Origin of the sequence: Mesobacillus sp. AQ2 (assembly GCF_030122805.1) — a bacterium.
GTDB classification, from domain to species: domain Bacteria; phylum Bacillota; class Bacilli; order Bacillales; family Cytobacillaceae; genus Mesobacillus; species Mesobacillus oceanisediminis_A.
Window position 1 is genome coordinate 4,609,796 of the sequence record NZ_CP126080.1, and the last position, 25,596, is coordinate 4,635,391.

At 46.0% G+C, this 25,596-nt stretch carries 29 protein-coding genes; 3 read left to right on the forward strand and 26 right to left on the reverse strand.

The genetic code is table 11. The annotated features are described in order from the left end of the window. Positions 1-135: 135 nt before the first annotated feature. From upp to QNH36_RS23050, 10 genes are all read right to left on the reverse strand, one after another. Entirely contained in the window at positions 136-765 is a 630-nt protein-coding gene (gene upp / locus QNH36_RS23005) for a uracil phosphoribosyltransferase (protein ID WP_144479139.1), read from the reverse strand. A 178-nt stretch (positions 766-943) separates the two neighbouring features. Then, entirely contained in the window at positions 944-2,185 is a 1,242-nt protein-coding gene (gene glyA / locus QNH36_RS23010) for a serine hydroxymethyltransferase (protein WP_251542578.1), read from the reverse strand. A gap of 138 nt (positions 2,186-2,323) precedes the next feature. Continuing rightward, positions 2,324-2,896 (reverse strand): TIGR01440 family protein, encoded by a 573-nt coding sequence (locus QNH36_RS23015; RefSeq protein WP_283905457.1) that lies wholly within the window; start codon positions 2,894-2,896, stop codon positions 2,324-2,326. Positions 2,897-2,914: 18 nt separating this feature from the next. Continuing rightward, a complete protein-coding gene (gene rpiB / locus QNH36_RS23020) occupies positions 2,915-3,358 on the reverse strand; it encodes a ribose 5-phosphate isomerase B (RefSeq protein WP_283904363.1) in 444 nt (147 codons plus the stop codon). A gap of 382 nt (positions 3,359-3,740) precedes the next feature. After that, positions 3,741-5,036 (reverse strand): methyl-accepting chemotaxis protein, encoded by a 1,296-nt coding sequence (locus QNH36_RS23025; protein WP_481825294.1) that lies wholly within the window; start codon positions 5,034-5,036, stop codon positions 3,741-3,743. Positions 5,037-5,111: 75 nt separating this feature from the next. Continuing rightward, complete coding sequence (locus QNH36_RS23030) at positions 5,112-5,549, reverse strand: low molecular weight protein arginine phosphatase (protein ID WP_251542572.1); 438 nt, start codon at positions 5,547-5,549, stop codon at positions 5,112-5,114. A 121-nt stretch (positions 5,550-5,670) separates the two neighbouring features. Continuing rightward, the gene (locus tag QNH36_RS23035) at positions 5,671-6,225 is read right to left on the reverse strand and encodes a manganese efflux pump MntP (RefSeq protein ID WP_251542570.1); all 555 of its coding nucleotides are present in this window, start codon (positions 6,223-6,225) and stop codon (positions 5,671-5,673) included. A 132-nt stretch (positions 6,226-6,357) separates the two neighbouring features. After that, on the reverse strand, positions 6,358-7,401 hold the full coding sequence (locus tag QNH36_RS23040) for an L-threonylcarbamoyladenylate synthase (RefSeq protein WP_283904364.1): 1,044 nt from the start codon (positions 7,399-7,401) through the stop codon (positions 6,358-6,360). A gap of 142 nt (positions 7,402-7,543) precedes the next feature. Beyond that, a complete protein-coding gene (locus QNH36_RS23045; RefSeq protein WP_144479155.1) occupies positions 7,544-7,987 on the reverse strand; it encodes a GNAT family N-acetyltransferase in 444 nt (147 codons plus the stop codon). A 140-nt stretch (positions 7,988-8,127) separates the two neighbouring features. Then, positions 8,128-8,517: a KGG domain-containing protein gene (locus QNH36_RS23050; protein WP_144479157.1), complete on the reverse strand. Its 390-nt coding sequence runs from the start codon at positions 8,515-8,517 to the stop codon at positions 8,128-8,130. Between the two features lie 305 nt (positions 8,518-8,822). On the opposite strand from QNH36_RS23050, the gene QNH36_RS23055 reads away from it, so the two are divergent. Continuing rightward, positions 8,823-9,200 carry a globin domain-containing protein gene (locus QNH36_RS23055; protein ID WP_283904365.1) on the forward strand — a complete coding sequence of 126 codons (378 nt, stop codon included), beginning with the start codon at positions 8,823-8,825 and terminating at the stop codon, positions 9,198-9,200. Positions 9,201-9,212: 12 nt separating this feature from the next. Continuing rightward, the gene (locus QNH36_RS23060; RefSeq protein WP_283904366.1) at positions 9,213-9,554 is read left to right on the forward strand and encodes a cupin domain-containing protein; all 342 of its coding nucleotides are present in this window, start codon (positions 9,213-9,215) and stop codon (positions 9,552-9,554) included. 247 nt (positions 9,555-9,801) lie between these two features. Here QNH36_RS23060 and spoIIR read toward each other — a convergent pair whose 3' ends face one another. The 13 genes from spoIIR to QNH36_RS23125 form a co-directional block, all read right to left on the reverse strand. After that, entirely contained in the window at positions 9,802-10,515 is a 714-nt protein-coding gene (gene spoIIR, locus QNH36_RS23065) for a stage II sporulation protein R (protein ID WP_251542816.1), read from the reverse strand. A 96-nt stretch (positions 10,516-10,611) separates the two neighbouring features. After that, entirely contained in the window at positions 10,612-11,478 is an 867-nt protein-coding gene (gene prmC, locus QNH36_RS23070) for a peptide chain release factor N(5)-glutamine methyltransferase (RefSeq protein ID WP_251542564.1), read from the reverse strand. Next, positions 11,471-12,544 carry a peptide chain release factor 1 gene (prfA, locus tag QNH36_RS23075; protein WP_283904367.1) on the reverse strand — a complete coding sequence of 358 codons (1,074 nt, stop codon included), beginning with the start codon at positions 12,542-12,544 and terminating at the stop codon, positions 11,471-11,473. Before prfA ends, prmC begins: the two co-directional genes overlap by 8 nt. A 175-nt stretch (positions 12,545-12,719) precedes the next feature. Beyond that, complete coding sequence (locus tag QNH36_RS23080) at positions 12,720-13,169, reverse strand: hypothetical protein (protein WP_144479167.1); 450 nt, start codon at positions 13,167-13,169, stop codon at positions 12,720-12,722. A 300-nt stretch (positions 13,170-13,469) separates the two neighbouring features. Beyond that, complete coding sequence (locus tag QNH36_RS23085; RefSeq protein WP_144479169.1) at positions 13,470-14,090, reverse strand: thymidine kinase; 621 nt, start codon at positions 14,088-14,090, stop codon at positions 13,470-13,472. A 279-nt stretch (positions 14,091-14,369) separates the two neighbouring features. Then, on the reverse strand, positions 14,370-14,579 hold the full coding sequence (rpmE, locus tag QNH36_RS23090; protein WP_144479171.1) for a 50S ribosomal protein L31: 210 nt from the start codon (positions 14,577-14,579) through the stop codon (positions 14,370-14,372). A gap of 144 nt (positions 14,580-14,723) precedes the next feature. Beyond that, the gene (gene rho, locus QNH36_RS23095) at positions 14,724-15,995 is read right to left on the reverse strand and encodes a transcription termination factor Rho (RefSeq protein ID WP_079506270.1); all 1,272 of its coding nucleotides are present in this window, start codon (positions 15,993-15,995) and stop codon (positions 14,724-14,726) included. Between the two features lie 180 nt (positions 15,996-16,175). Beyond that, entirely contained in the window at positions 16,176-16,355 is a 180-nt protein-coding gene (locus QNH36_RS23100; RefSeq protein WP_144479172.1) for a hypothetical protein, read from the reverse strand. 262 nt (positions 16,356-16,617) lie between these two features. Then, entirely contained in the window at positions 16,618-17,580 is a 963-nt protein-coding gene (gene glpX, locus QNH36_RS23105) for a class II fructose-bisphosphatase (protein ID WP_144479174.1), read from the reverse strand. Positions 17,581-17,755: 175 nt separating this feature from the next. Continuing rightward, a complete protein-coding gene (locus tag QNH36_RS23110) occupies positions 17,756-19,042 on the reverse strand; it encodes a UDP-N-acetylglucosamine 1-carboxyvinyltransferase (protein WP_144479176.1) in 1,287 nt (428 codons plus the stop codon). Positions 19,043-19,593: 551 nt separating this feature from the next. Further along, positions 19,594-20,241 (reverse strand): fructose-6-phosphate aldolase, encoded by a 648-nt coding sequence (fsa, locus tag QNH36_RS23115; protein WP_144479177.1) that lies wholly within the window; start codon positions 20,239-20,241, stop codon positions 19,594-19,596. A 255-nt stretch (positions 20,242-20,496) separates the two neighbouring features. Next, complete coding sequence (locus QNH36_RS23120; RefSeq protein WP_144479179.1) at positions 20,497-21,354, reverse strand: class II fructose-bisphosphate aldolase; 858 nt, start codon at positions 21,352-21,354, stop codon at positions 20,497-20,499. A 298-nt stretch (positions 21,355-21,652) separates the two neighbouring features. After that, a complete protein-coding gene (locus QNH36_RS23125) occupies positions 21,653-22,027 on the reverse strand; it encodes a response regulator (protein WP_144479181.1) in 375 nt (124 codons plus the stop codon). A 195-nt stretch (positions 22,028-22,222) separates the two neighbouring features. Here QNH36_RS23125 and QNH36_RS23130 point away from each other — a divergent pair, with 195 nt between their 5' ends. Next, the gene (locus QNH36_RS23130; protein ID WP_144479183.1) at positions 22,223-22,738 is read left to right on the forward strand and encodes a DUF2529 domain-containing protein; all 516 of its coding nucleotides are present in this window, start codon (positions 22,223-22,225) and stop codon (positions 22,736-22,738) included. Positions 22,739-22,808: 70 nt separating this feature from the next. Here QNH36_RS23130 and QNH36_RS23135 read toward each other — a convergent pair whose 3' ends face one another. The 3 genes from QNH36_RS23135 to QNH36_RS23145 all read right to left on the reverse strand — a co-directional run bounded on the left by QNH36_RS23135 (position 22,809) and on the right by QNH36_RS23145 (position 25,570). Then, positions 22,809-24,410, reverse strand: a complete 1,602-nt coding sequence (locus QNH36_RS23135; RefSeq protein ID WP_144479185.1) for a CTP synthase — start codon at positions 24,408-24,410, stop codon at positions 22,809-22,811. A 262-nt stretch (positions 24,411-24,672) separates the two neighbouring features. Further along, positions 24,673-25,245: a DNA-directed RNA polymerase subunit delta gene (gene rpoE, locus QNH36_RS23140; protein ID WP_283904368.1), complete on the reverse strand. Its 573-nt coding sequence runs from the start codon at positions 25,243-25,245 to the stop codon at positions 24,673-24,675. Between the two features lie 118 nt (positions 25,246-25,363). After that, on the reverse strand, positions 25,364-25,570 hold the full coding sequence (locus QNH36_RS23145) for a hypothetical protein (RefSeq protein ID WP_144479189.1): 207 nt from the start codon (positions 25,568-25,570) through the stop codon (positions 25,364-25,366). Positions 25,571-25,596: the final 26 nt, after the last annotated feature.

Sequence of the window (25,596 nt, forward strand, 5' to 3'; positions counted from 1 at the left end):
TGTTTCCCGCGAAAAATTCGATAATTCCGCGAAATCTTGCTGGAATTCCGCGAACTAGAATTATTCTAAATCCATAAGATTTTCAAAGAAAAGAAAAACACCCCTTTTTCAGAAAAGAGGTGTCTTCATTATTACTTACTTCGTTCCAAATAAACGATCGCCTGCATCTCCAAGGCCAGGTACGATGTATCCGTGGTCGTTCAGCTTTTCATCGAGCGCGGCGATATAGATATCGACGTCAGGATGGGCTTCTTTTACCGCTTCGACGCCTTCTGGGGCTGCAATCAAACACATGAATTTGATGTGCTTGGCGCCGCGATTTTTAAGAGAGTTGATCGCTTCAACAGCAGATCCTCCTGTCGCAAGCATTGGGTCAACGACGATGAAGTCGCGCTCTTCGACGTCGCTTGGAAGCTTCACATAATATTCAACCGGCTTCAATGTTTGCGGATCACGGTAAAGACCGATATGTCCTACCTTCGCTGCCGGGATTAACTTCAGGATGCCGTCAACCATTCCGATACCTGCACGCAGAATCGGGATGATGCCGAGCTTCTTGCCTGAAAGTACTTTCGATTTTGTCTTTTCGACTGGTGTTTCAATTTCAATTTCCTCAAGCGGCATGTCACGCGTGATTTCGAACGCCATCAGCGTTGCGACTTCGTCTACAAGCTCGCGGAATTCCTTTGTGCCTGTGCTTTTTTCGCGGATATAAGTAAGTTTATGCTGGATCAATGGATGGTCAAATACGTATACTTTTGCCATGATTATCGCTCCTTTTAAAGGTAAATGAGTTGTGAACACCGTCTGTTATATGTAAGATCTGCTGAATCACACTTCGTTTAATTTTACAGAAAAACCTCTTTACAAGCAACCGCAATAGCGTAATGATTTTTCCCTGAAAAAGCGGCCCTCATTCATGATGGGCCGCCGGGGTGTTATTTTATCTCTCAGGGTATAATTCGAACTTGCTTGTCAGGTCTTCGACGCGTTTGCGCGCTTCTGCCAGTTTTGCTTCATCTTCATGATTTTTCAGGGTGAACGCGATCAATGAAGCAATCTCGTCCATCTCTTCATGTCCGAAGCCGCGGCTTGTGACGGCGGCTGTACCGATACGGATTCCGCTTGTGACGAATGGGCTTTCCGGATCGAATGGGATCGTATTTTTATTGACAGTGATGCCGATTTCATCCAGGACCTTTTCCGCTACCTTTCCAGTCAGGCCAAGTGAGCGCAGATCAACCAACAGCAAATGATTGTCTGTACCGCCCGATACAAGATCGATTCCTTCTTTGTTCAAGCCTTCTGCAAGGCGGTTGGCATTGGAGATGATATTCTGGGCGTATTCTTTGAAAGAATCCTCCAGCGCTTCGCCAAACGCAACTGCTTTGGCAGCAATGACATGCATAAGCGGGCCGCCCTGGATGCCAGGGAAAATGGACTTGTCGATTTTCTTCGCGAATTCTTCTTTGCAAAGAATCATCCCGCCGCGCGGTCCGCGAAGGGTTTTATGGGTAGTCGTCGTGACAAAATCAGCATATGGAACCGGATTCTGGTGCAGGCCTGCTGCAACCAAACCGGCGATATGCGCCATATCGACCATCAAATAGGCGCCGACTTCATCCGCGATTTCACGGAAACGCTTGAAATCAATCGCTCTTGGGTATGCACTCGCACCGGCAACGATCATCTTCGGCTTATGTTCACGCGCTTTTTCAAGGACAACATCATAATCGATGACTTGAGTTTCCTCGTCGACACCGTACTCGACGAAATTATACTGGACACCACTGAAGTTAACCGGGCTGCCATGAGTCAAGTGACCGCCGTGGGAAAGATTCATCCCGAGGACGGTATCGCCCTGTTCAAGAACGGTAAAATAAACCGCCATATTCGCCTGGGCGCCTGAGTGAGGCTGGACGTTCACGTGCTCTGCGCCAAAGATTTCCTTCGCGCGGTCGCGGGCGATATTTTCGACAACATCGACATGCTCGCATCCGCCATAATAGCGGCGGCCTGGATAACCTTCCGCATATTTATTTGTCAGTACAGATCCCTGCGCTTCCATGACTGCCTCGCTGACAAAGTTCTCAGATGCAATCAATTCGATTTTGGTACGCTGACGCTTCAATTCATCCTGCATTGCTGCGAATAACTGGCTATCCTGCTGTGACAAGTGCTTCACGTAAGTTCCCCCTCTTGATATGTATTATCTGGTTTCGTTATTAGAAAATTCATTCTTATTTTAGCCGATATTATGATGAAAGAAAAGGATGACGCTAGAAAAAACAGAACCATTGAACAGGTTCTGCTTCTTCATCAATCAACATGATTCATTTTCGTTTGTTCGTTCGTAAACTGCTCGGGCGCCGCCGATCAGCTTCGGCCTTGTTTTCGCCAGCGTCACATGGGCATGTCCGACGCTTTTCTGCTGCACTCTGACTGGCACGGCGACATGCTTCATTTGCATGCCAATCAATGTATCGCCAATATCGATGCCGGCGTCTGCCTTGATGAATTCCACCACAACAGGGTTGTCGAGGTTTTGGTAGGCATGCGCAGCCATTGCCCCGCCTGCATCCCTCACCGGGATTACCGTCACTTCATCCAGCTGCTTTCGCTCCGCCGTATCCCGTTCGACGACGATCGTGCGGTTCAAATGCTCACAGCATTGGAACGCCAGCTGGACGCCTGTTTGATTCTGTAGTTCGCGGAGCTGCCTGAAGACCATTGCCGCGACCTCGTCCGTACCCGCTGTACCAATCCGCTGGCCGATGATTTCACTCGTGCTGCAGCCGACAACCAATACCTGGCCTTTTTTCAGTTGTACCTGTTCGTTAAAATCGGTAAGAATGGAGTTCAATTCTGCTTCCCATTGTTGAATAGACAGTGTCAGCGCCTCCTTTTAAAAATCTTACTGCTTGTTTTCATACTCCTTGATTTTGCCTACACGGTTTTCGTGGCGGCCGCCTTCGTACTCCTCTGTAAGCCATACAGCTGCAATCTCCCGCGCAAGCCCAGGTCCGATGACACGCTCTCCCATCGCGAGCATATTGCTGTCATTGTGCTGGCGAGTTGCTTTCGCACTGAATACATCATGCACCAGCGCACAGCGAATGCCCTTCACCTTGTTCGCAGCGATGCTCATGCCAATGCCTGTACCGCAAATCAAGATTCCCTTATCAAACTCTCCGTTCGCCACTTTTTCCGCAACCGGGAGCGCATAGTCTGGATAGTCAACAGAAGTACCGCACTCACAGCCGAAATCTTCATACTGAATATTCATTTCATCCATCAATTTCTTAATTTCCTCGCGGATATTGACTCCGCCATGATCTGAAGCAATTGCAACCTTCATTTGTAAAATCCTCCTATGTTTTCCCGCTTGCGGGGCGATTATATCTACTGTTATTTTCTCATATTCGCTCTGGATTATAAAGAAAACGGTTTTTTTGTATTGATATTCATTACTAATATTTGTTTAGAAAAAGATTTTATAGCGAGTTTTACTTTTTTATAGCGACTTTTTGCTTTTTATAGCGAGTTTCATTTTTATATAGCGACTTTTCGTTTTTTATAGCGAGTTTCATTTTTATATGGCGACTTTTCGTTTTTTATAGCGAGTTTTTAATTTATATAGCGACTTTCTCATTTTTATAGCGACTTGGAAATTCAGCGCCATTTTTTCCAACTCAAAAAAAGAAAACCACAGCATCTTCCAGCTGTGGTCCAACAATTATTTACAACGAAAACTTCGTAATCGTGCTTTTTAGTTTTCCGGCCTGGTTTTGCAGTTCTACCGCCAACTCTTCTACATCTGAAATGACTTCCGCCTGCTGTTCGGCAGCTGAGGCCACGCTCAATGCTCCGGCAGAAGTCTCTTCCGCAATCGCGGCCATTTCCTGCGATTGATTGGATGTGTGCTGGATGGTTTTCATTTGCGTTTCGACAAGTGCGGTAATCGTGTGGATCACATCTGCCATCTCGTGGATAGTTTCCGTCATTTCTTCAATTACCTGGTTTGTCTTCTCGCCTTTCTTCGCTTCACCATTCGCCGTCTCGACCTGTCTGCTGATCTGGCCGACGACGTTCTGCACCTCAGACTGGATGTTTTGGATCAAGCCTGATATTCCCTGGACAGCATCCGCACTCTGGTCGGCAAGCTTCCTCACTTCTTCGGCGACAACTGCGAAGCCTTTGCCATGCTCTCCGGCACGTGCTGCTTCAATCGATGCATTAAGCGCGAGCAAATTCGTCTGTGCAGCGATATCGCCAACAAGCTGGATGATCTGCTCCACTTTTGTCGCGTTTTCTTCTAATCGTTTGACCGTGCCAAGCGATTCGCGGTTATCATTCGCAAGCCTTTCAATCCCTGAAATCAATGAATGGATGGCATCCTTTGATTCCTGGAGATCTTTAACCATTTCCACGGAGATCGATTCAGATGCCCGCGCTTTTTCCTGGACGTCTTCTGCGATCCGGATGACTTCATCAACCGATTCCGCCGTCGTTTGCGTAGATAGCGCCGAAGAATCAGCTCCAGCCGCAATTTCCTTGATCGTCGTTGAAATGATCGACGCCTGCTCGGAGGCTGCTGCTGATTGGCCGGAAATGCGGATTACTTTTTCATTTGTTTCATTGAAATTCGCATCAATCTGGCTGACCATCTCACGCAGGTTTGACAGCATGTTATTGAAGGCCATTCCCAAAGAGCGGATTTCGTCATCCGATTTCGAGACTTCGACATCCTCGCCAATCTCACCCTGTGCCGCCTTCAAAGCCGATTGTTCCAGCTTTTGCAATGGCTTGATAATAAGACCGGCAGCCATATACGCGAGCAGCCCGGACCAGAAGATACCGAGACCTAGAACTGCGGCAGTATAAACGACCGAATTAATGCCAATGAACTTTTGAACAAAAGGATAAAGGAAATAAATAAAGAATGCACTTGTTGAATACGTGATGATCGCTAACACGGTCGTCAGTATGACCATTTTCTTTCGCAATCCCATTTTGTAGCTTCGTTTTGAACCCACTGACAATCCCCCTGAAAAAATGAATTTGCATCGTTCCACTTTTCGAATCGCTGCGAAAAGTTTTTCTCAAGGGTATTATCGGATTTTATCGATGATTCTTTCGATACTTTTTTGAATTTCTTGAAAAGCTTTCCGATAAATTTGCTCATCCCCGCCATACGGGTCGGCCACATCTCGGCTTCCGCTTTCCCCCGCAAATTCTTTTAATGTAAAAGTTTTCTCAGCCGCGTCTGGATATTGGCTAAGAATCAGCCCTTTATGGCTACCGGTCATCGTCAGGACCACTGTCGCCCAATCAATCATATCCTTTGTCAATGTCGAGGAAAGATGCTCATGGCTTATTTCGTTTTCCTCAAGCACGATTTTTGCGTTGACCGAAGCATCCGCGCCGTTCGAAGCATACACTCCCGCTGATTTCACTTCGACGCCGGGCAGCTGCTTGCTTTTTAAAATCGCTTCCGCCATTGGGCTTCGGCAAGTATTTCCGGTACAGACAAATAAAACGCGCGCCATGCGTTTCCCTCCTGTGTTGAACTTTTCTCCATTATAAGACAATCTTAAAGCATTTTCATTTTTGCCATTTGGAAACGCGCGAAAAAAATACACCCGCATCACAACAGGTGCACAAAAAAGTCTATATTGGCAGAAGCAATTTCAGCCCGAATGCGAGCAAAATGCTTCCTCCCAATGCTTCGCTGTATGTACCAAGCCAACCCTGCACTCTTTTCCCGACCAGCAGGCCTGCCCATGTCAGGACCATCGCTGCGACTCCAAAGCAAATCAGTACTAGCAGCGTCCTCGCGCCATAGATTCCCAGTGTGAGGCCGACAGAAAAACTATCAAGGCTGACAGATAGGGCAAAAATCATTAAACCCTTGCCAACCGGAGTAATCAGGCTTGTCTCCTCTTCCTTGAAGCTTGCCCAGATCATCTGGACACCGAGCACAATCAGCAGCAGGCCGCCAATATATCCTGCTATCGCCCCGAATTGCTGCGATAAAAATCTTCCTGCCACCATTCCAAGCAGCGGCATCCACACATGGAACAAGCCAATCGTGACGCCAATTTTAAAAATATGCCTTTTCGTCAGCCTGAACATGCCCATTCCGAGACCTACGGAAAATGCATCCATTCCCAATGCGAATGCCATCAACATCAGTGTGAATAATTCGCCGGCTATTGCTGCCATGTCTTCGCCCCCTCGGACTTGCTAATTCAGCATATGCACGTCCAAAAAGATTTAGAAGCACGGAATTGGGAGTTTAAAACTCATGGCGGCCGCAACAGCAAAAAAGCGCTCCAGGACTGAAGCGCTTTTCTTCTATTTGTTGATAATCGGCAGACCAGAAGCCTTTGATAAGCGATTCATGATTGCCTGGCCGACGCCCTGCTCAGGGAAGACTTCTCCGAAAATGATATCGAGGTCTTCCTGGTTGAAGGCCCGGAGTGTATCATAGAGAGCTTCCGCGACAGTTTCAAGACGGGCTCTTTCGCCGCATGCTATCACGACATTCGCATCATAAAATCTCTTGTTTTCCTTCGTGGTCATCACGCCGACTCTCTGGCCTTCGTTCCGCTTTTCATTCACCAGCTGCTGGATTTCTTCTTTTGATCCATCAACGAGATAAAAAGGGGAATTAGGCGCGTAATGGCGGTATTTCATCCCAGGTGCTTTCGGGGCCTGGCCTTCATCCGTTAACGCCGGGTCTGCCGAAACTTTACCAATTACTTCTTCCAACTGCTCCTTCGTTACACCGCCAGGCCTTAGAATCACAGGGATTTCACTGGTGCAATCGACCACCGTGGATTCAAGGCCAACTCCGGTTGCACCGCCATCGACAATCCCGGAAATTCTGCCGGTCAGATCGTCGGCAACATGCGCAGCCGTCGTCGGGCTTGGCTTACCTGACAGATTCGCACTTGGTGCCGCAAGTGGAAGGCCTGTCCCCTCGATGAGTGCCAGGGCAACGGGATGGTCGGGCATCCTGATTGCGACTGTGGATAATCCGGCAGTTGCCTTTTCAGAAAGAGCGCCTGCCTTCTTTTCGAGGATGATCGTCAGCGGACCTGGCCAGAAAGCATCCATTAATCGCAATGCCTGTTCAGGGATTTCTTTTACAAAAGAATGAATTTGTTCACGATTGGCAATATGGATAATCAATGGGTTATCCCCAGGTCTTCCTTTTGCTTCGAAAATCTTCGATACGGCTTCATCGCTTTCTGCGTTACCTCCGAGTCCATAAACCGTTTCTGTCGGAAAAGCGACGACTTCATTTTGCTTCAGTTTTTGTGCAGCTTCCATGATTTGTGGATATGTTTTTAAATTATCCACATTCTTATCCACTGTCCACATTTGTGTTTGCATGTACATCCACCTTTTACTTCTCGCTATACTAGTCTATTTCTATGAAAGTATAAAAGAAGAATTAGCAGAACTCAAGTTTTTATCCACAAATTGTGGATACTTTTAATGAAACAGTGGATAACTTTGTGGATTAATCCACAATTCACAGAATTATTTTCATAATCGCGGAGTTATCCACAGTTAAAACTTGTTTAAGATGATTTTTTTCAAGAAGAGAATCAGGAATTTCGGATTGGTTCACCATTTCAAAACCAATGCTCCCAAAAAAAGAGACAGCACTCATCTTGTTGGTGACGAGATAAAGCTCCTCCAGCTCCTGGCTTTTCGCCGTCAGGAATGCTCTTTTGAAAAGAAGCATCAAATCAGGCTGGGCAATTTGCGGAGAGACGACGAAGGAACGCAATAAACCCGCCTTGTCCACAGGTTCTACACCAAGACATGCCTTAAGTTCCCCTTCCTGATTCTCCATTAAAGAAAAGTTTTCAATCGATTCTGCCAAACCTTCCGGGCTTACACCTGCCTCTGTCAAAAAAGCATCTAGCTTAGGCAGGTCCTCTTTATTTGCACTTCTGATTTTCCATGTCATATCTTTCACCTCGAGATTTAGATTCTACTAAATTGATATGATAGGATCGAAAAAAGTAGAACTCAAAAAAAAAACACGGCAGCAAATCACTTATGTGACGCTGCCGTGCTTCTTTTAAATGTGCTCTTTAAGCCGGGTGTTTAGTCGTTGTTATTGTTGTTGCGGGCATTGCCGCCTTTTTCACCGATTTCTTCATAGAAGCTTCGGTCATGGTTCTCAGAAGTCGCTTCTCCGCCTTTGCGGCCAATCTCCTGATAGAAGTCCTTGTCGTGGCTTTCGGATGTTGATTCGCCACCTTTTTTACCGATTTCCTGGTAGAATTCGCTGTCATGGCTCTCAGCAGTAGCCTCTCCGCCTTTGCGGCCAATATCCTGATAGAAATCTTTGTCGTGATTGTTGGAAGTTGCTTCGCCGCCTTTACGGCCGATTTCCTGATAGAATTCGCTGCCATGGTTCTGACTTGTTGCTTCGCCGCCCATGCGTCCTCGTTCTTCACGTGACATCTTATCATTATTATTGTTTTTAGCCATATTACTCATCCTCCTTGAAATCTAAGTTTTGATGTTACACTACACTGAATATCCGGAATCTCACATGCTAAAACTAGATTCAAAAGAATGTAATATGCTTGTTCAACGAATGTAATATTTTTGGAAAATCGCGCAGTCGTTTTTCCTCCTTTACCATGTATTTCTTAATAGAAGCTAGCTAATGTTTCCTAGCTTCTCATAGTGAAAAATTCATACGTGAGTGATTTAGGTCACTATGTCCCTCACTTTGTATGGTTATAATAAATTTATACAGATGAAAACCTTTCTCAAAAAGGGGGCAGGGCATGGAAATCAAAACAATCTATCAGCAAATTGGCGGAGACGAATCGATCCGCAAAATTGTTGATACTTTTTATCCGAAAGTTTATGAAAATGAAGAGCTCAGTCCGTTGTTTGAAGGAGATATAGCAGAAATCAAGAGGAAGCAGTGGATGTTCCTCACACAACTGACCGGCGGCGGAGCACTTTACAGCGAGGAATTCGGACCTCCCAATATGAGGGCCAGGCATATGCCTTTTGAAATAACGCCTATTCGCGCGCAGGCATGGCTGAGGCTGATGCATGAAACATTGACCGAAACAGGATTGCTGGAAACCGGGGGAGGCAAAGCCTTGTTCGAGCGCTTGAGCCAGATCGCGCCAATTATGATCAACAGCCAATAAGGAGGGCTTATCATGGAAAAACAATCATTGAAACAATACCAGGAATTCAGCGAAGAACGGTTTACGAAACGGATTGTCTTTAAAAAAGGTGACAGCACTGTATTCCTGCTAAACTTCATGCCAGGCCAGGAGCTGCCGAAGCACACTCATCCAGGGACAGAAGTGTTTATTTTAACAATGCAGGGCGAAGGAACGTTTACGATTGACGGAGAAGAAGTAACGGCAGCAGCCATCGAAACCGTCCATTTGAGCGGCAGCGAAGAACTATCCTATAAAAACACCGGTGATGAGCCTGTCACTTTATATGTGATGCTCAACAAGATTCCGGATGAAAGATTTGCACAAGATATTTAAAGTAAGATTGAAGCAGCTGGTTTTTGCTAGTTGGTCGATATAATGATGGATTTGGTCGAAATACTTTAAAATGTGGTCGATATAATTGAAAATCCGCTGATATAATTCAAAAAGTGGTCGATATATTTTGAAATTCGCCAAATTAATTAAAAATGCGGTTGAATTATCTAAAATTGCGAGCTAAATCGAAGTTATTTTGATCAAATCTGCTAAAAAACAGCCCCTGCATCCTCTGCCGGGGCTTATTTTATCCGAAAATCCTGTTCCAAATCTCCACCAGGAAGAATGCAACCTCCACTTCTTCTTCCTCGCTGCCTTCGTAGACTGGTTTTTCATCCTTTTCTGATGATTTCTTGTCCTTTTTCGTTTCTTTTACAAGATCGGCATCTGCCTTTTCGTCTTCCACATCTGCTTTTACATCACCTTTGTCGCTGTTTTCATCGAAGCCTTCGCTTGTTGCTTCGCCGTTTGAGAAATCAAGGAAGCATAGCGGCGGATACAGGACGCACCACCAGTTTGCTCCTTCTCCTTCGCCCAGGGTGATGAGGATCGCTTCATATTCACCTGCCGGATAAAGGAACTGTCCGTATAGTTTAGTAGGAAACTGGACCTTATCGAACTCTGTTTTTACCGTCTGTGTGGAGCCTTGTTCTGCGACGACTTTTTCGGCGATCTTCTGGATTTCCGGAAGTTTGGACTTGATCACTTCTCTCGCAGCTTCAATCGATGTAAGGTCCTGGACCCATTTGGTGATCTCCTTATTGATTTCATCGCGTACCAGTCGCTTGATTTCCTGATCTTTTTCAAGGTCGCTTTCAGCAAGAATCCTCAGCCGGATCGCTTCGTTCGGTATGACCTTTGCCTCCTGGGCTGCCACTTCCGTTTTCGGTGTATATAAACTTAACATCGTACCTGCACATAATAGGAGTATATATAATAAAGCCGCTGATTTTTTCATCATCATCATCTCTCGCACCATCCCTTCACTAGTCACAGTGTGGACAGTTTGATAGATTCTTAAACTAGTAATTTTGAAAAAAAAATGGACCCCTTTTGATCAGGAGTCCATTTCAGCAAAAACCATCCGGTCCTTGCCATTGATATCAAAAACAACCTCAACTCTGGCGTGCGGGAAGGTTTTTTCCAGAAGCGCACGGACGGCTTCTCCCTGGCCTGCGCCGATTTCAAAGCCGACGAGTGCCTTTTCTTTCAGCACAAGTGGCAGCTCGTCCATGAAGCGACGATATAGGTCCAATCCATCTTCCCCGGCAAACAGCGCCATATGCGGCTCATGCTCGGTAACGATGTCTGACATCCATTCCTGGTCTGCAATGGGAATGTACGGCGGGTTCGAGATGACAGCATCGACTTTTTTTCCTTGTAAAATAAGCGGCTGCAGCAGGTCGCCATGGAAGAATTCGACGTCTGCACCCAGCTGGCTGGCATTTTTCCGCGCAACATCCAGTGCGTCTTCTGAAAGGTCGATCGCTGCCACCTTTAATTCAGGTTTCTCCAGCTTCAGGCTAACCGAAATCGCTCCGCTTCCGGTCCCGACATCGACAAGGTCAATTTGGCCACTTTCCGGGAAAAGCTTTTCCAGCCGCTGAAGCGTGCCATGAACAAGCTCCTCCGTCTCCGGACGTGGAATCAGCACATGCTCGTTCACCTCAAAGCGGCGGCCATAAAACTCCTCTGAACCGATAATATACTGGATCGGTTCACCTTCTGCATGCCTTTTTACAGCGGCACGGAACTCTGTCCACACTTCCCCATCCAGTTCATCGCGCATCTTCATCAGCATCGAAGTGCGGGACAGCCCCGAGAAGTGCCGCAGGAGCAGCTCACCGGCAAACTCTTCACGGTTATGTTCTTTTAAAAAAGAAGAAGCCCAGTTGAGGGCTTCATACATTTTGGGATTAGTCATTGTTCGCACTCTCAAGTCTTTGCGATTGGTCTTCCATGATTAATGCATCGATGATTTCATCCAACTTGCCCTGGAGAATCTGGTCAAGCTTTTGGATCGTCAAACCGATACGGTGGTCAGTCACGCGGTTCTGCGGGAAGTTGTACGTACGGATACGCTCAGAGCGATCGCCGGTACCAACGGCTGATTTACGAACCTGGTCGTACTCCGCCTGCGCTTCCTGCTGGAACTTGTCATAGACGCGGGCACGAAGTACCTTCATCGCCTTGTCTTTGTTTTTGTGCTGTGATTTTTCATCCTGACATGACACGACGATTCCAGTCGGGATGTGAGTCAAACGGACCGCTGACATCGTGGTGTTTACGGACTGTCCGCCGGCTCCGCTGGACGCGAATGTATCGAAGCGGATATCCTTATCATGCAGCTCGATTTCAACTTCTTCTGCTTCCGGAAGACATGCAACCGTAGCTGTTGAAGTATGGATACGTCCGCCTGATTCCGTTTCCGGAACACGCTGGACGCGGTGAGCGCCGTTCTCGAACTTCATTTTGGAATATGCGCCATTTCCGTTGATCATGAAGATGATCTCTTTAAAACCGCCAACGCCAGTCGTGCTGGCATCGATGATTTCTGTTTTCCAGCCCTGTGATTCAGCAAAACGGCTGTACATGCGGTATAGGTCGCCAGCAAACAGAGCGGCCTCATCACCGCCCGCAGCGCCGCGGATTTCCATAATAACGTTTTTATCATCATTAGGGTCCTTAGGAACCAGGAGAATCTTGATTCGCGCTTCCAGCTCTTCAATGCGCGGCTCAAGATCGGAGATTTCCTCCTTGACCATTTCACGCATACCAGCATCAAGCTTTTCTTCGAGCATCGCCTTTGCATCGGCCAATTGCTCTTTCACTTCTTTGTATTCACGGTAAGCCATGACCGTTTCCTGGATGTCAGACTGCTCCTTGGAATACTCGCGGAGCTTCTTGGAGTCATTGACTACTTCCGGGTCACTCAATAGTTCATTCAATCTTTCATAACGATCCTCAACTGCTTGAAGACGATCAAACACGGACATTCACCTCTATTTTCATAATCCTTCATATGGATTCAAACATAATAGTAAAAGTTCATAGCATAACATTCTAATTATAGTATAGGTGCCACTCTCAGTCAAAATCATTCTAAACGCTTATAGCCAACGAAAAAGCATGCCCGATGCCGAGCATGCTGTCCCGATGGTGCTTTTATTCAATATTGACATTGATGTCGTAGCGCGGCAAAGCTTGAGCCAGCTTATCATGTAATGTTTTCTGTGCTTTTTCGCGATCCTTTCGGGTTACCCGCCCTTGAAGCTGAGCTGTCACGTTCATCTCCCCGCCGTTGATCCAGATCGAACCTGGTTCATAGCCAGCATCTGAAATGACGTCTTTCGCTTTTTGGACATCCTGGGAAAAACTGTGGTGGTTCTCGTTATCGGTATTCAGCAAATTCGGGTTTTGATCGGTCATCGTCATGCCATTGTCCTGGTCCTTTGTGAAATTCGGGCCATCCCCGTGGCGGACTCCGTCATTTTCCCTGTTCAGATCAACACCAGCCTGGTCTTCATCCTTGTCATATACAGATTCAGCATTATCCTGAGCACATCCTGAAACCATAACCACCGCGAACATAAGCAATATGAGTAATTTTTTCAAATTATGGCACCTCCCGCGGTTAGCTTGCCCATTTGGGGGATCATCCATGCAAGGATTGAGCTATTTTTAGCGGAAATACGCGGCCGGAAAACTTCACGGCTATCATTGCATCTTAATGAATATTAATTGCACGATAAGAAGCATTAATTGCATGTTCAACCGTGTTAATTGCACCGTAAGAAACATTAATTGCACGCTCACCCGTGTTAATTGCACCGTAATGTTACATGATTGCACGCTTAACCAATATAGGCGAATTCATATAAAAAATCCCCCCGCTCACGGGAGGATCAGACATTATTATGTTAAGCTTTGCGTCGTTTTTTCGATTTTAAGCTCATTTGGTGATTTTGGCACCTCATGGTGGTGTCTGCAGCGCGGCTCATATGCTTCTGATGCGCCAACAAGTATGACTGGATCATCGTAAGAAGCCGGTTTGCCGTTGATCAGACGCTGTGTACGGCTTGCAGGCGATCCGCAGACAGCACATACAGCCTGAAGCTTGGTCACATTTTCAGCAACAGCCATCAACGCAGGCATTTGGCCGAATGGCTCGCCGCGGAAATCCTGGTCAAGCCCGGCAACGATGACGCGATAGCCGCTGTCTGCCAGGTGCTGGACAACCGCAAGGATTTCATTGTCAAAAAACTGGACTTCATCGATGGCAATGACATCGATATCAGGGTTGATGTGCTTGAAAATATCAGTAGAGTTGGCAATAGGCTTGGCAGTAACTGCTGCTCCGTTGTGTGATACAACCGATTCTTCGCTGTAGCGGTTATCAATCGCAGGCTTGAAAACAGCAATTTTTTGCTTTGCAAATTGCGTCCTGCGCACGCGGCGGATCAGTTCTTCGGATTTACCGGAAAACATGCTGCCGCAGATCAATTCGATCCAGCCGCTTTGTTTCATAACGTACATGGTCGGCCTCTCCTTCCTCGCTAAACCAAAAATTTGATAGGCTTTTTTCGTATTTTTACGGCTTTTCCATGCCATAAAGGTACGAAAAAAGCCTGGTCAAAGTTCGACACTTTTTTTCAGCTTTTTCCATTATAACAAAAAATTCCGCTGAATCCAGACACAAAAATAAAGTTCATAAAATAAATTTTTATCTTATATATGTACCCAAAAGCACATGTAAAAAGGCAATAAAAAACAGGCAAGTCACAAAGCTTCTTGCCTGTTTCATCATCTCTTATATTACTGGTTGTTTTTAAGACCGTATTTCTTGTTGAAGCGGTCAACACGTCCGCCAGCTTCAGCAAACTTCTGACGTCCAGTATAGAATGGGTGGCATTCAGAGCAAGTTTCAACGCGAATCTCGTCCTTAACAGAACCAGTTTCGAATTCGTTTCCGCAAGCGCAAGTCACCTTAACTGTTTTGTAGTTTGGATGAATTCCTGATTTCATTCTTTTCATCTCCTTCCGCCCTGAATCATATCCGAAACAGAGTTATAATCAACGGTTCAGACCGTTATTGGAAAAACACACTGACCTCATTATAACAAGTCCAATTCATTTTTTCAAGTCAGTTTTTCAGCCCAGAATCTGGAATTATGAGCGCTTGTTATTGCCTTTCATTTCTTCACCAAGTACTGCGAAGAAATCTTCATTCGACTTGGACTGTCTTAGCTTGCGCAGGAATTTTTCCGCGAAATCCGGTGAATCGGACATCGATTTGCGGATCGCCCACAGCTTGTCCAGATGGTCCTTTGGAATAAGCAATTCTTCCTTACGCGTTCCGGAGCGACGGATGTCGATGGCCGGGAAGATCCTTCTTTCGGCAAGTGAACGGTCAAGGTGAAGTTCCATATTACCTGTTCCTTTGAATTCTTCGTAAATGACATCGTCCATACGTGAGCCTGTATCTACAAGCGCAGTTGCAAGGATCGTCAAGCTGCCACCTTCCTCGATATTACGCGCAGCACCGAAGAAACGCTTCGGACGGTGGAATGCCGCAGGGTCAATACCACCGGACAATGTACGTCCGCTTGGCGGAATGACAAGGTTGTAGGCACGTGCAAGACGTGTGATGCTGTCCATCAGGATGATGACATCACGCTTATGCTCGACAAGGCGCATCGCACGCTCAAGCACAAGCTCTGCAACCTTGATATGGTTTTCAGGCACTTCGTCAAAAGTGGAGCTGACTACATCGCCGGCAACGGAACGCTCGATATCTGTTACCTCTTCAGGACGCTCATCGATCAATAGCACAATCAGTTCCGCTTCCGGATGGTTCGTTGTAATGCTGTTGGCAATTTCTTTGATAAGCATCGTTTTACCAGCCTTTGGCGGAGCGACAATCAATCCGCGCTGTCCAAAGCCGACTGGTGCAAGGACATCCATGATTCTGGTGGAAACCTTGTTGTGTGTAGTCTCAAGCTTCATCTGACGGTCTGGGTACAATGGCGTCAATCCCGGGAAGTGAACCCTTTCTTTTGCCGATTCTGGGTCATCACCGTTGACAGCCTCGACCTGAAGCAATCCGAAATAACGTTCGTTCTCTTTAGGAGGACGGACTTTACCCGATACCTTGTCCCCGTTCCTTAAGTCAAAACGGCGGATCTGCGAAGCCGAAATGTAGATGTCCTCTGAGCTTGGGGAATAGTTGATTGGGCGCAGGAATCCAAAGCCCTCAGACTGGATGATTTCCAGGACACCTTCCATGAAAAAATAACCCTGCTGTTCGGCACGTGCTTTTAAAATAGCAAAAATAAGTTCTTTTTTCGTCAACTTGCTGTAGTAAGAGACTTTATACTCTTTCGCGAGTTCATAAAGCTCTTTCAATTTCATATTTTCTAAGCTTGAAATATTTACTTCCATAATGAATGTCACCACGCCTTAAAATATTTCGATTTCCCCCATAAAGAAAAGTATAAGAATATCAGAGTATGGATGGAAAAAGAAGAAATGAGTTCCTTGAAGGTTGTAAGAAGGAATTAATGAAGGTAGAACATTTTGTGAACTATATATATTACTTTCAAAACAATTTTCATTTTACCCTTAAATATGAAAAATAATCAATCTTTTTATATATCCGCTGCCTTTAGGTGGTAAGGCAGCGGACTTGAAAGGGTTTGCAGTCATTTTTTTAGCTATTAAAACACGACTGTTGATTTTCGTTTCAGGCGCTTCGCTTTCCGCTGGAAGAATATGAAAAAGACCAACTGCCGTCTTTTTCATAAGCAATTCTTCCTTGGGGCTGGCGCTGAGCCTCCTCGTCGTTCCACTCCTGCGGGGTGCAAATGATTCCTCACGTGAATCATTTTACCTAGGTCTCATCTGACCAGCTGCGCCCGCAGGACACTGAATGGCTTCCTCGAGTTTAACCACGCACGATGGAAATGCGATAGCATTTTCGGAGGAGTCTACGCGCCTTCCACTACAATCAACAGCAGAGTTCAACAACATTGGGTTTTTAACACAATTTTTTAAAAAATTTTTATTATTTCATGACTAAGTGAGGTTTTTTCTTCAGGCTGTGCTGGCCTTCGATGAACCGGACTGTGCCTGATTTTGCACGCATGACGACGGAGTGGGTTGAGCCGTATGAGCCTTTGAACTGGACTCCTTTAAGCAGCTCGCCGTCTGTTACGCCTGTGGCTGCAAAGATCGCATCGTCGCCGCGGACGAAATCTTCCATAAGGAGGACTTTATTGACATCGATGCCCATTTTTTTGCATCGCTCAAGCTCTGCATCATTTTGCGGAAGCAATCTTCCCTGGATTTCACCGCCGAGGCTTTTAAGTGCTACAGCTGCGATGACACCCTCAGGTGCTCCGCCTGAACCAAACAGGATATCCACGCCGGTAGTATCAAACGCCGTATTGATCGCGCCTGCTACATCTCCGTCATTGATCAGTTTGATCCTTGCTCCGGCATCACGAAGCTGGGCAATGATATGTTCATGGCGCGGACGGTTCAATACCGTCGCTACAACATCTTCAATATCCTTGTTCTTCGCTTTTGCAACTGCCTTCAGGTTATCAAGGACAGAAGCATTGATATCGACCATTCCAACCGCCTCTGGTCCTACTGCAAGCTTATCCATGTACATGTCAGGTGCATGAAGCAGGTTGCCGTTATCTGCCACCGCTAGGACAGCAAGGGCATTCCAGCCGCCGGACGCTACGATATTCGTTCCTTCCAAAGGATCGACCGCTACATCCAAACGCGGGCCATAGCCTGTCCCAAGCTTTTCACCGATATACAGCATCGGTGCTTCATCCATTTCACCTTCACCGATCACGACTGTACCTTTCATCGGGATGGTGTCAAACACATCTCTCATTGCCGACGTTGCAGCATCGTCAGCTTCGTCTTTTTTTCCGCGTCCCATCCAGCGTGCTGACGCAAGCGCCGCCGCCTCGGTCACGCGGACAAGCTCCATCGTTAAGCTACGTTCCATATGATCATCCCCTAATCATGAAAGGGGCTAATGCCCACCGAAACAGTAAACCTCTCTATCTCTTTGATGTGGCCGCAATGCACGGCTCGATAATCAAATAGGTTATACTAATTTACGGTTTCAATCAGCATTAGCACCACTATTTGTATTGTACAACTCCATTGTACTATACTTTTTATGATTTTTTTACTTCTTCTTGCTCTTCAGAGGTCATATCTTCACGCCAAATTGTGGCACCGAGCCCATTCAGCTTTTCAACGATGTGGCTGTAGCCGCGATCGATATGGTCTACACCCGTCACCTCAGTGACACCTTCAGCCATAAGGCCGGCAATGACAAGAGCTGCTCCGGCGCGGAGATCGCTTGCCTTAACCTTGGCTCCCTGAAGCTTGACCGGACCGCTGATGATCGCAGATCTGCCTTCAACTTTGATATTGGCATTCATTCTTCTCAGTTCATCGATATGCTTAAAGCGTGCGCCATAGATTGTATCCGTGACAACGCTTGAGCCTTCCGCCCTTGTGAGCAGTGCGGTGAATGGCTGCTGCAGGTCTGTCGGGAATCCTGGATAAACGAGTGTCTTAATGTCGACCGCCTTGTACTTCTCAGCAGGAGCAACATAGATTTGTTCATCACTGGCTTCAATTTTGGCTCCCATTTCCTTCAGCTTGGCCACAAGTGACTCAATATGCTGCGGAATGACATTATCAATCGTGACGCCATCACCAATCGCAGCTCCAAGAATCAAATATGTTCCTGCCTCGATTCGATCCGGAATGATAGTATGGCGGCAGCCATGAAGCTCGTCCACACCATCGATACGGATTACATCGGTTCCGGCTCCTTTGATTTTCGCTCCCATATTGGTGAGCAATGTTGCTACGTCAATGATTTCCGGCTCTTTGGCGGCATTTTCAATGATGGTCCGCCCTTTTGCCCGTACAGCTGCAAGCATGATATTGATCGTTGCCCCAACGCTTACGACGTCAAGATAGATTCTTGCTCCGCGAAGCTCATCTGCACGAAGATAGATTGCACCCTGCTCATTTGTCACGCTGGCACCAAGTGCTTCGAATCCTTTTATATGCTGGTCAATCGGCCTGGGACCCAAATGGCATCCGCCAGGCAGTCCAATGACAGCCTTTTTAAAACGGCCAAGCATCGCTCCCATTAGATAGTAAGAAGCTCGCAGCTTTTTCACTTTTCCATTCGGCAAAGGCATGGAAATCATGGAAGACGGATCTACCGTCATTTCATTGTTCGAGAATTCAACAGAACCGCCGATTTCCTCCATCAAGTCCTTGAGCATATGAACATCGGAAATATCCGGCAAACCTTCAATGGTTACAGGCGATTCAGCTAAAATAGTTGCGGGGATCAAGGCTACCGCGCTGTTTTTCGCGCCGCTTACCCGTACAGTCCCTTTTAAAGGATAACCGCCTGCAATCTTAAGCTTTTCCATTTTTGACTCCCTTCTAAGCCGTGATGTAAGGTCAAGCTGGAGATGCAAACAATGTACAGCTAAGACCGATATAGGCTCTACGTAGATTAAAATGACCGAAATCAATTTGGTTTATTTTTCCAATAAAAATATTCAGATTCCGGGAGTTTTCTATTCCCTTAGTTTACACGATATTCCCAATTTCATGTAATAAAATGCAAAAAAGATTAAATTGGGTAAAAGTTCCTAACTAGACTATGCCTCTGCAAGGCAGACCATATTTCTAGTTTCAATAGCCCTGTTAATCAAGACTGTTGACCTTCGTTCCAGGCACTTCGCTTTCCGCGGGCAGTCTGGTAGCCTCCTCGGCGTTAACACGCCTGCGGGGTCTCCCAATGACTTGCTAATCCCGCAGGACTTTGAATAAGCTTCCTCGAGTTCGCCCACGCACGATGGAAATGCGTTAGCATTTTCGGAGGAGTCTTCGTGCCTTCCACTACGGTCAACAGGACTTAAAAAATCGTTGGGTGTAACAGAGCAACTAAGTAAGTTGCTTCATACAGCAGATACAATTACTGTCCGCGAGATTCCCAGTCTTTCAAAAATGCTTCGATTCCTTTGTCTGTCAGCGGGTGGTTGAACATTTGCTGAATGACTTTGTATGGTACGGTGGCGATATGTGCGCCTCTTAGTGCTGCGTCTGTTACGTGTTGTGGGTGACGGATGGATGCTGCGATGATTTCTGTGTCGATTCCGTGGATGGTGAAGATTTCGGCAATCGTTGAAATCAGGTCGAGTCCGTTATGGCCGATGTCATCGAGGCGGCCAAGGAATGGTGACACGTATGTAGCCCCCGCTCTGGCTGCCAGCAATGCCTGGTTTGCACTGAAGACCAGTGTTACGTTTGTCTTGATTCCCTCTTTTGAGAATACGGAAACAGCCTTCAGCCCTTCTGGAGTCATCGGAACTTTGATCGTAATGTTCGGTGCGATTGCAGCTAATTCTTTTCCCTCTTTGATCATGCCTTCTGCATCAAGCGCGATGACTTCGGCACTGACAGAGCCAGGGACCAATTCGGTAATTTCCTTCAGACGGTCCTCAAACTTCACATTCTTTTCTTTTGCCACAAGTGACGGGTTTGTCGTGACACCTGATAAAATTCCAAGAGTATAGGCCTCGCGGATTTCTTCCATATTTGCAGTATCGATAAAAAACTTCATTTGTAAACGCCTCCAGTCGACATAATTTTCAAACTTACGAGAAAAGCGCAAGCGCCTTGGTCAGCCCCGACAAGCGCTGGAGGGCCTGACAGTGAAGTCGTTCTTTGACTTCATTGGCAGGACCGAAGCGTCTTGAGGGGCTAGGCGCTGAAGCTAGACAATTCTCGAAGTGGATTTAAAATATTCTAAATTATATAAATGGACAAAAACCGCCTTATTGTAAGGCGGTTTTATTATAACAAATTTTCGTTGCTATTACGCTTTGTTAGAAGAACCAAATTCGCGCATTTTGCCGATCACAGTTTCTTTGATTGCGTCACGAGCTGGTCCAAGGTATTTGCGTGGATCGTACTCGTTAGGCTTTTCAGCCAATACCTGGCGGACAACTTTAGCTGAAGCAATCTGGTTTTCAGTATTAACGTTGATTTTAGCAGTTCCTAAAGAGACTGCTTTCTGGATGTCTTTTGTTGGAATGCCTGTACCGCCGTGCAATACCAATGGTACGCCTGCAACCTTGTTGATTTCTTCCATTTCTTTGAAACCAAGGTTTGGTTCGCCTTTGTAAGGGCCGTGTACAGAACCAAGTGCAGGAGCAAGGCAGTCAATGCCAGTGCGCTCAACAAGTTCTTTACACTCTTGTACGTCAGCATAGATAACGCCGTCAGCAACGACATCGTCTTCCTGTCCGCCGACAGTTCCAAGTTCTGCTTCAACAGAAACACCTTTTGAGTGAGCGTATTCTACAACCTTTGAAGTTGTTGAAACATTCTCTTCGAAAGGTCCGTGTGAAGCATCGATCATGACAGATGTGAAGCCTGCGTCGATTGCCTCTTTACATTTGTCGAAGCTTGAACCGTGGTCAAGGTGAATAGCGACAGGAACTGTAGTGTTATAGTCCTCCATCAAACCTTCTACCATTTTCACAACAGTCTTGAAGCCGCCCATGTAGCGTGCAGCACCTTCAGAAACACCAAGAATAACCGGTGACTTCTCAGCTTCTGCAGCCTGAAGGATCGCTTGAGTGAACTCAAGGTTATTTAAGTTGAATTGCCCAACAGCGTAGCCTTCCGCATTCGCTTTTTTCAGCATTTCAGTCATTGAAACTAAAGGCATATCTTTTCCTCCTTCGTTATGATCAATCGCTTTTTGATTATGCTACCCTTTAAAAGGGTTTCCCTCTCTGCTTTTGATTATGTACCCGAGATGGCATTCATCAAAACGAAATGATCCTGTGGAATTCATATGTATCATACCAAAAGAAAATCAGAATTGCCATTGTTCAAGCCTTGTTTTTGCAAGTGTCATAAAAATGCTATAAAGCAAGCGCTACCAATAGTTTCACTTGTCTGTAAACTCACTTTTTCAGGCAAGAAAAAACCCCCTGGAGCATCCTGAGGGCACTTTATGTATCTCAATCTTTTGATACGGTTTGTGAATATTTCTTTACTGCTGCGCGGATATCATCAATATCGAATGGCTTGGCAAAGTGGGTCAAAGCACCAAGGTCCATCGCTTCCTGAATCATATCCAGCTCGCCATAGGCGGTCATGATGATGACGCGTATATCCGGGTCGATTACTTTCATTCTTTTTAAAATTTCAATACCATCCATGCCCGGGATTTTCATGTCCAGAAGAACGAGATCGGGTGGATGCTTCTTAACCAGTTCCAGGGCCTGGACGCCATTTGCAGCCTGGTACGTTTGATAACCTTCTTTTTGCAGCACTTCATTAAGTAGAATTCTGATGCCAAATTGGTCGTCAACAATTAGTATTTTTTCTTTCATGCCGCCTCTTCCCCCTAATAAATGTAATATGAGTAAATGCTTTTGCCCAGGAAATGGTTTCGTCCTATCCCCATTACACAATTCGTTAAGAATCTTGAAATTCCTGCCATATTTTTAAACTTATTTTCGACAGATGCTTTTTCATTCTCATTGTAGTACTTTATAATCAGTATTGGCAAAGACGGAGGTGCTGGAATGTTAAAAATGTTTTCGACACAATTGGCCGGATTATTCAACCGGCTGATGGAAAAAGAAGAATTTTCAATTGAGGATGGAGCACGGCTGCTGGCACAGGCTGCTGCCGGAGAAGGCAAAATTTATATTTTCGGTACCGGGGAAATGAAGGCTGTTGAACTTGAAGCCGTTTATGGCGAAGAGCCACTTCAATCTGCAGCTATTTTATCGAAGGAAACAGAAATAGAAGCCGCAGACCGCGTGCTGATTGTCAGCCGCTACGCCGATAATGAAGAGGCAGTCAAAATGGCAGGCATTATACAGGAAAAAGGGATCCCGTTCGTGGCGATTTCTACCGTCCGGAATGAAAATGAAGGACTGAATACGCTTGCGGACGTCCATATTGATTTACGAATCAAAAAAGGCCTGCTGCCGGATGATGCCGGCAACAGAATTGGCTATCCCACTTCTATGGCGGCACTGTATATCTATTTTGGCCTAAAATTCACGATTGAGGAAATTTTGGAAGACTATTGACACGTATTTGTATGATTAAATCACAAAAATGCACAAAAAAAGCCGGCAAATTCACCGGCTTTTTTTCATGTTATTTATTTGTCTTGATGGATGCTTCAATAAAGTCCCTGAATAGTGGCTGCGGACGTGTTGGTCTTGATGTGAATTCAGGATGGAACTGTGATGCCAGGAACCATGGGTGGTCCTTCAGTTCGATGATTTCAACCAGACGACCATCCGGGCTTGTCCCTGAGAAGATGAACCCTTCATTTTCCATTGCCTGACGGTATTCGTTATTGAACTCGTAACGGTGGCGATGGCGCTCGTATACCAGGTCATCACCATAAGCAGCGAATGCCTTCGTATCTTCAGCAAGCTTACATGGATATAAGCCAAGACGGAGTGTTCCGCCAAGATCTTCAATATCCTTCTGCTCAGGAAGAAGGTCGATGATCGGATTTGACGTGCTTGGCATGATTTCGGCAGAGTGAGCATCTTTCAAGCCAAGAACGTGGCGTGCGAATTCAACGGATGCCAGCTGCATGCCAAGGCAGATTCCGAAGAAAGGCACTTTATTCTCGCGCGCGTATTTGGTCGCAAGGATCTTCCCTTCGATTCCGCGATCGCCAAATCCGCCAGGAACAAGAATTCCATCTGCGTCATTCAGCAATTCAACGACGTTTTCCTCTGTTACTTCCTCAGAGTTGATCCACTTGATTTCAATATCACTGTCAAATGCATATCCTGCATGCTTCAATGATTCAACTACTGAAATGTAAGCGTCTTGAAGTTCAACATATTTACCGACGAGGGCAATTCTCGTTTTGCCGGTAAGATGCGTCACTTTCTCGACGAGTGCATTCCACTCAGTCATGTCTGCTTCAGCGCAGTCCAATTTGAAGTGCTCGCATACAAGCTGGTCCATCTTCTGCTCTTGAAGAGCCAGAGGGATTGAATAAAGAGTTTCCGCATCTGTCGCCTCAATTACCGCTTCCTTGTCGATATCACAGAACAGGGCAATCTTGTCCTTCATGTCCTGTGAAATCGGCATTTCGGTACGAAGAACGATAATATTTGGCTGGATTCCCAGGCTGCGCAATTCTTTTACGCTATGCTGGGTTGGCTTTGTTTTCATTTCACCGGCTGCCTTGATGTAAGGAACCAGTGTACAGTGGATGTACATCACATTGTCACGGCCAGCATCATTCTTGATCTGGCGGATTGCTTCAAGGAACGGCAGTGATTCGATATCCCCTACTGTGCCGCCGATTTCAGTGATGACAACATCTGCGCCAGTCTCTTTGCCGGCACGGAAAACCTTTTCCTTGATTTCATTCGTGATGTGCGGGATAACCTGCACAGTTCCTCCGAGGTAGTCACCGCGGCGCTCTTTTTTCAGAACCGTCGAGTAGATTTTTCCTGTTGTCACGTTTGAGTATTTGTTCAGGTTGATATCGATGAAGCGCTCGTAGTGGCCCAAGTCCAGGTCCGTTTCGGCGCCATCGTCCGTCACGAATACTTCACCGTGCTGGTAAGGACTCATTGTCCCAGGGTCTACGTTGATGTATGGATCGAACTTCTGGATTGTCACGTTCAAGCCCCTGTTTTTCAGCAATCTTCCAAGGGATGCAGCCGTGATTCCCTTACCTAAGGACGAAACTACTCCGCCCGTAACAAAAATATACTTTGCCATTGTGTAATCCCCCTCATCAAACAGTTTGTACAATATGCACCTGTTTAATTGATTTATTAATTAAATTTTTAACCTTTTCATTTCGCCTGCTTCTGTTTTTGCAAGCGGATGTACAGGGGGTTATTTTTAGCCTGTAAAAATAAAAAAAACGCCCCGCATACAGAGTATGGGGAGCGTTTAGTGGCTGTTTTACTTAATCGTCCTTTTTTAAGGAGCCCAAAAAGTATTCTACATTCGGTAAATATAAAAGTCAAGTTGTTAATTATAGTTCTTCGTCTTCATCTTCGACATCTTCATCTTCGAGCGGCAGGTCTTCGTCTTCATCCTCCAGCAGCTCATCCTCATCGTCTTCGAAGTCATCGGAATCTTCCAGGTCCTCATCGAAGTCCTCATCATCGTCGTCATCGTCGTCGAGAGCATCATCGTCGTCTTCTTCATCGAATTCGTCGACATCATCGTAGTCCAGATCGTCCTCATCGATTTCATCGAATTCGTCAAGATCTAGATCGTCCTCATCAACAGCCTTCTTAGCCTTCTTCTTTTTCGGCTTGACTGTGGTGACATTATCTTCTTCGATCTGGTCGACTGGGTACCAGACGCGAAGACCCCAGCGTCCTTCACCCTGGGACATGAAACGTCCATCTATATTTATATCTGTATAGAATTGAACCATTCTTTCAGCAGCATCGGCCTCGTCCAATTTAAGGACGCTCTTGATTTCAGCCATCAGCTCCTGAAACGTGATCGCTTGCTTCTTTTCTTTTAAAATTTCAAATCCTACTTCAATCAATGACATTTCTTGAAGCTCTTCTTTTGAGTATTGGCTTAAACTCAATTTTCGCACTTCCTTTCTCTATTCCAGGCCTTTACCCGGCCATTCGTCCGAAAACAAGGAAAATATCCCAGAATGCATATTCTACATTATAAACAAATTTTAGACCTTTATGCCAGTTTTATCTGCCGTTTTCCCGGCTTTTTTCGCTTTCCATTTCCACTTTCCCTCTGCCAGCCTTCCTCCTTTTCTTCAGCTGGCCATATGCCAGTAAAAAAAAGGCGATCGATAAAATGAAAAATGGGATTGCGCCAAGCTGACGCTGATAAAGATAATACATGGCAGCAGCAGCCACAAAAGCCCCTGCCGTGAACAAAACCGATTTCACAAAATTCACATCCTGAAGTAGGTCGT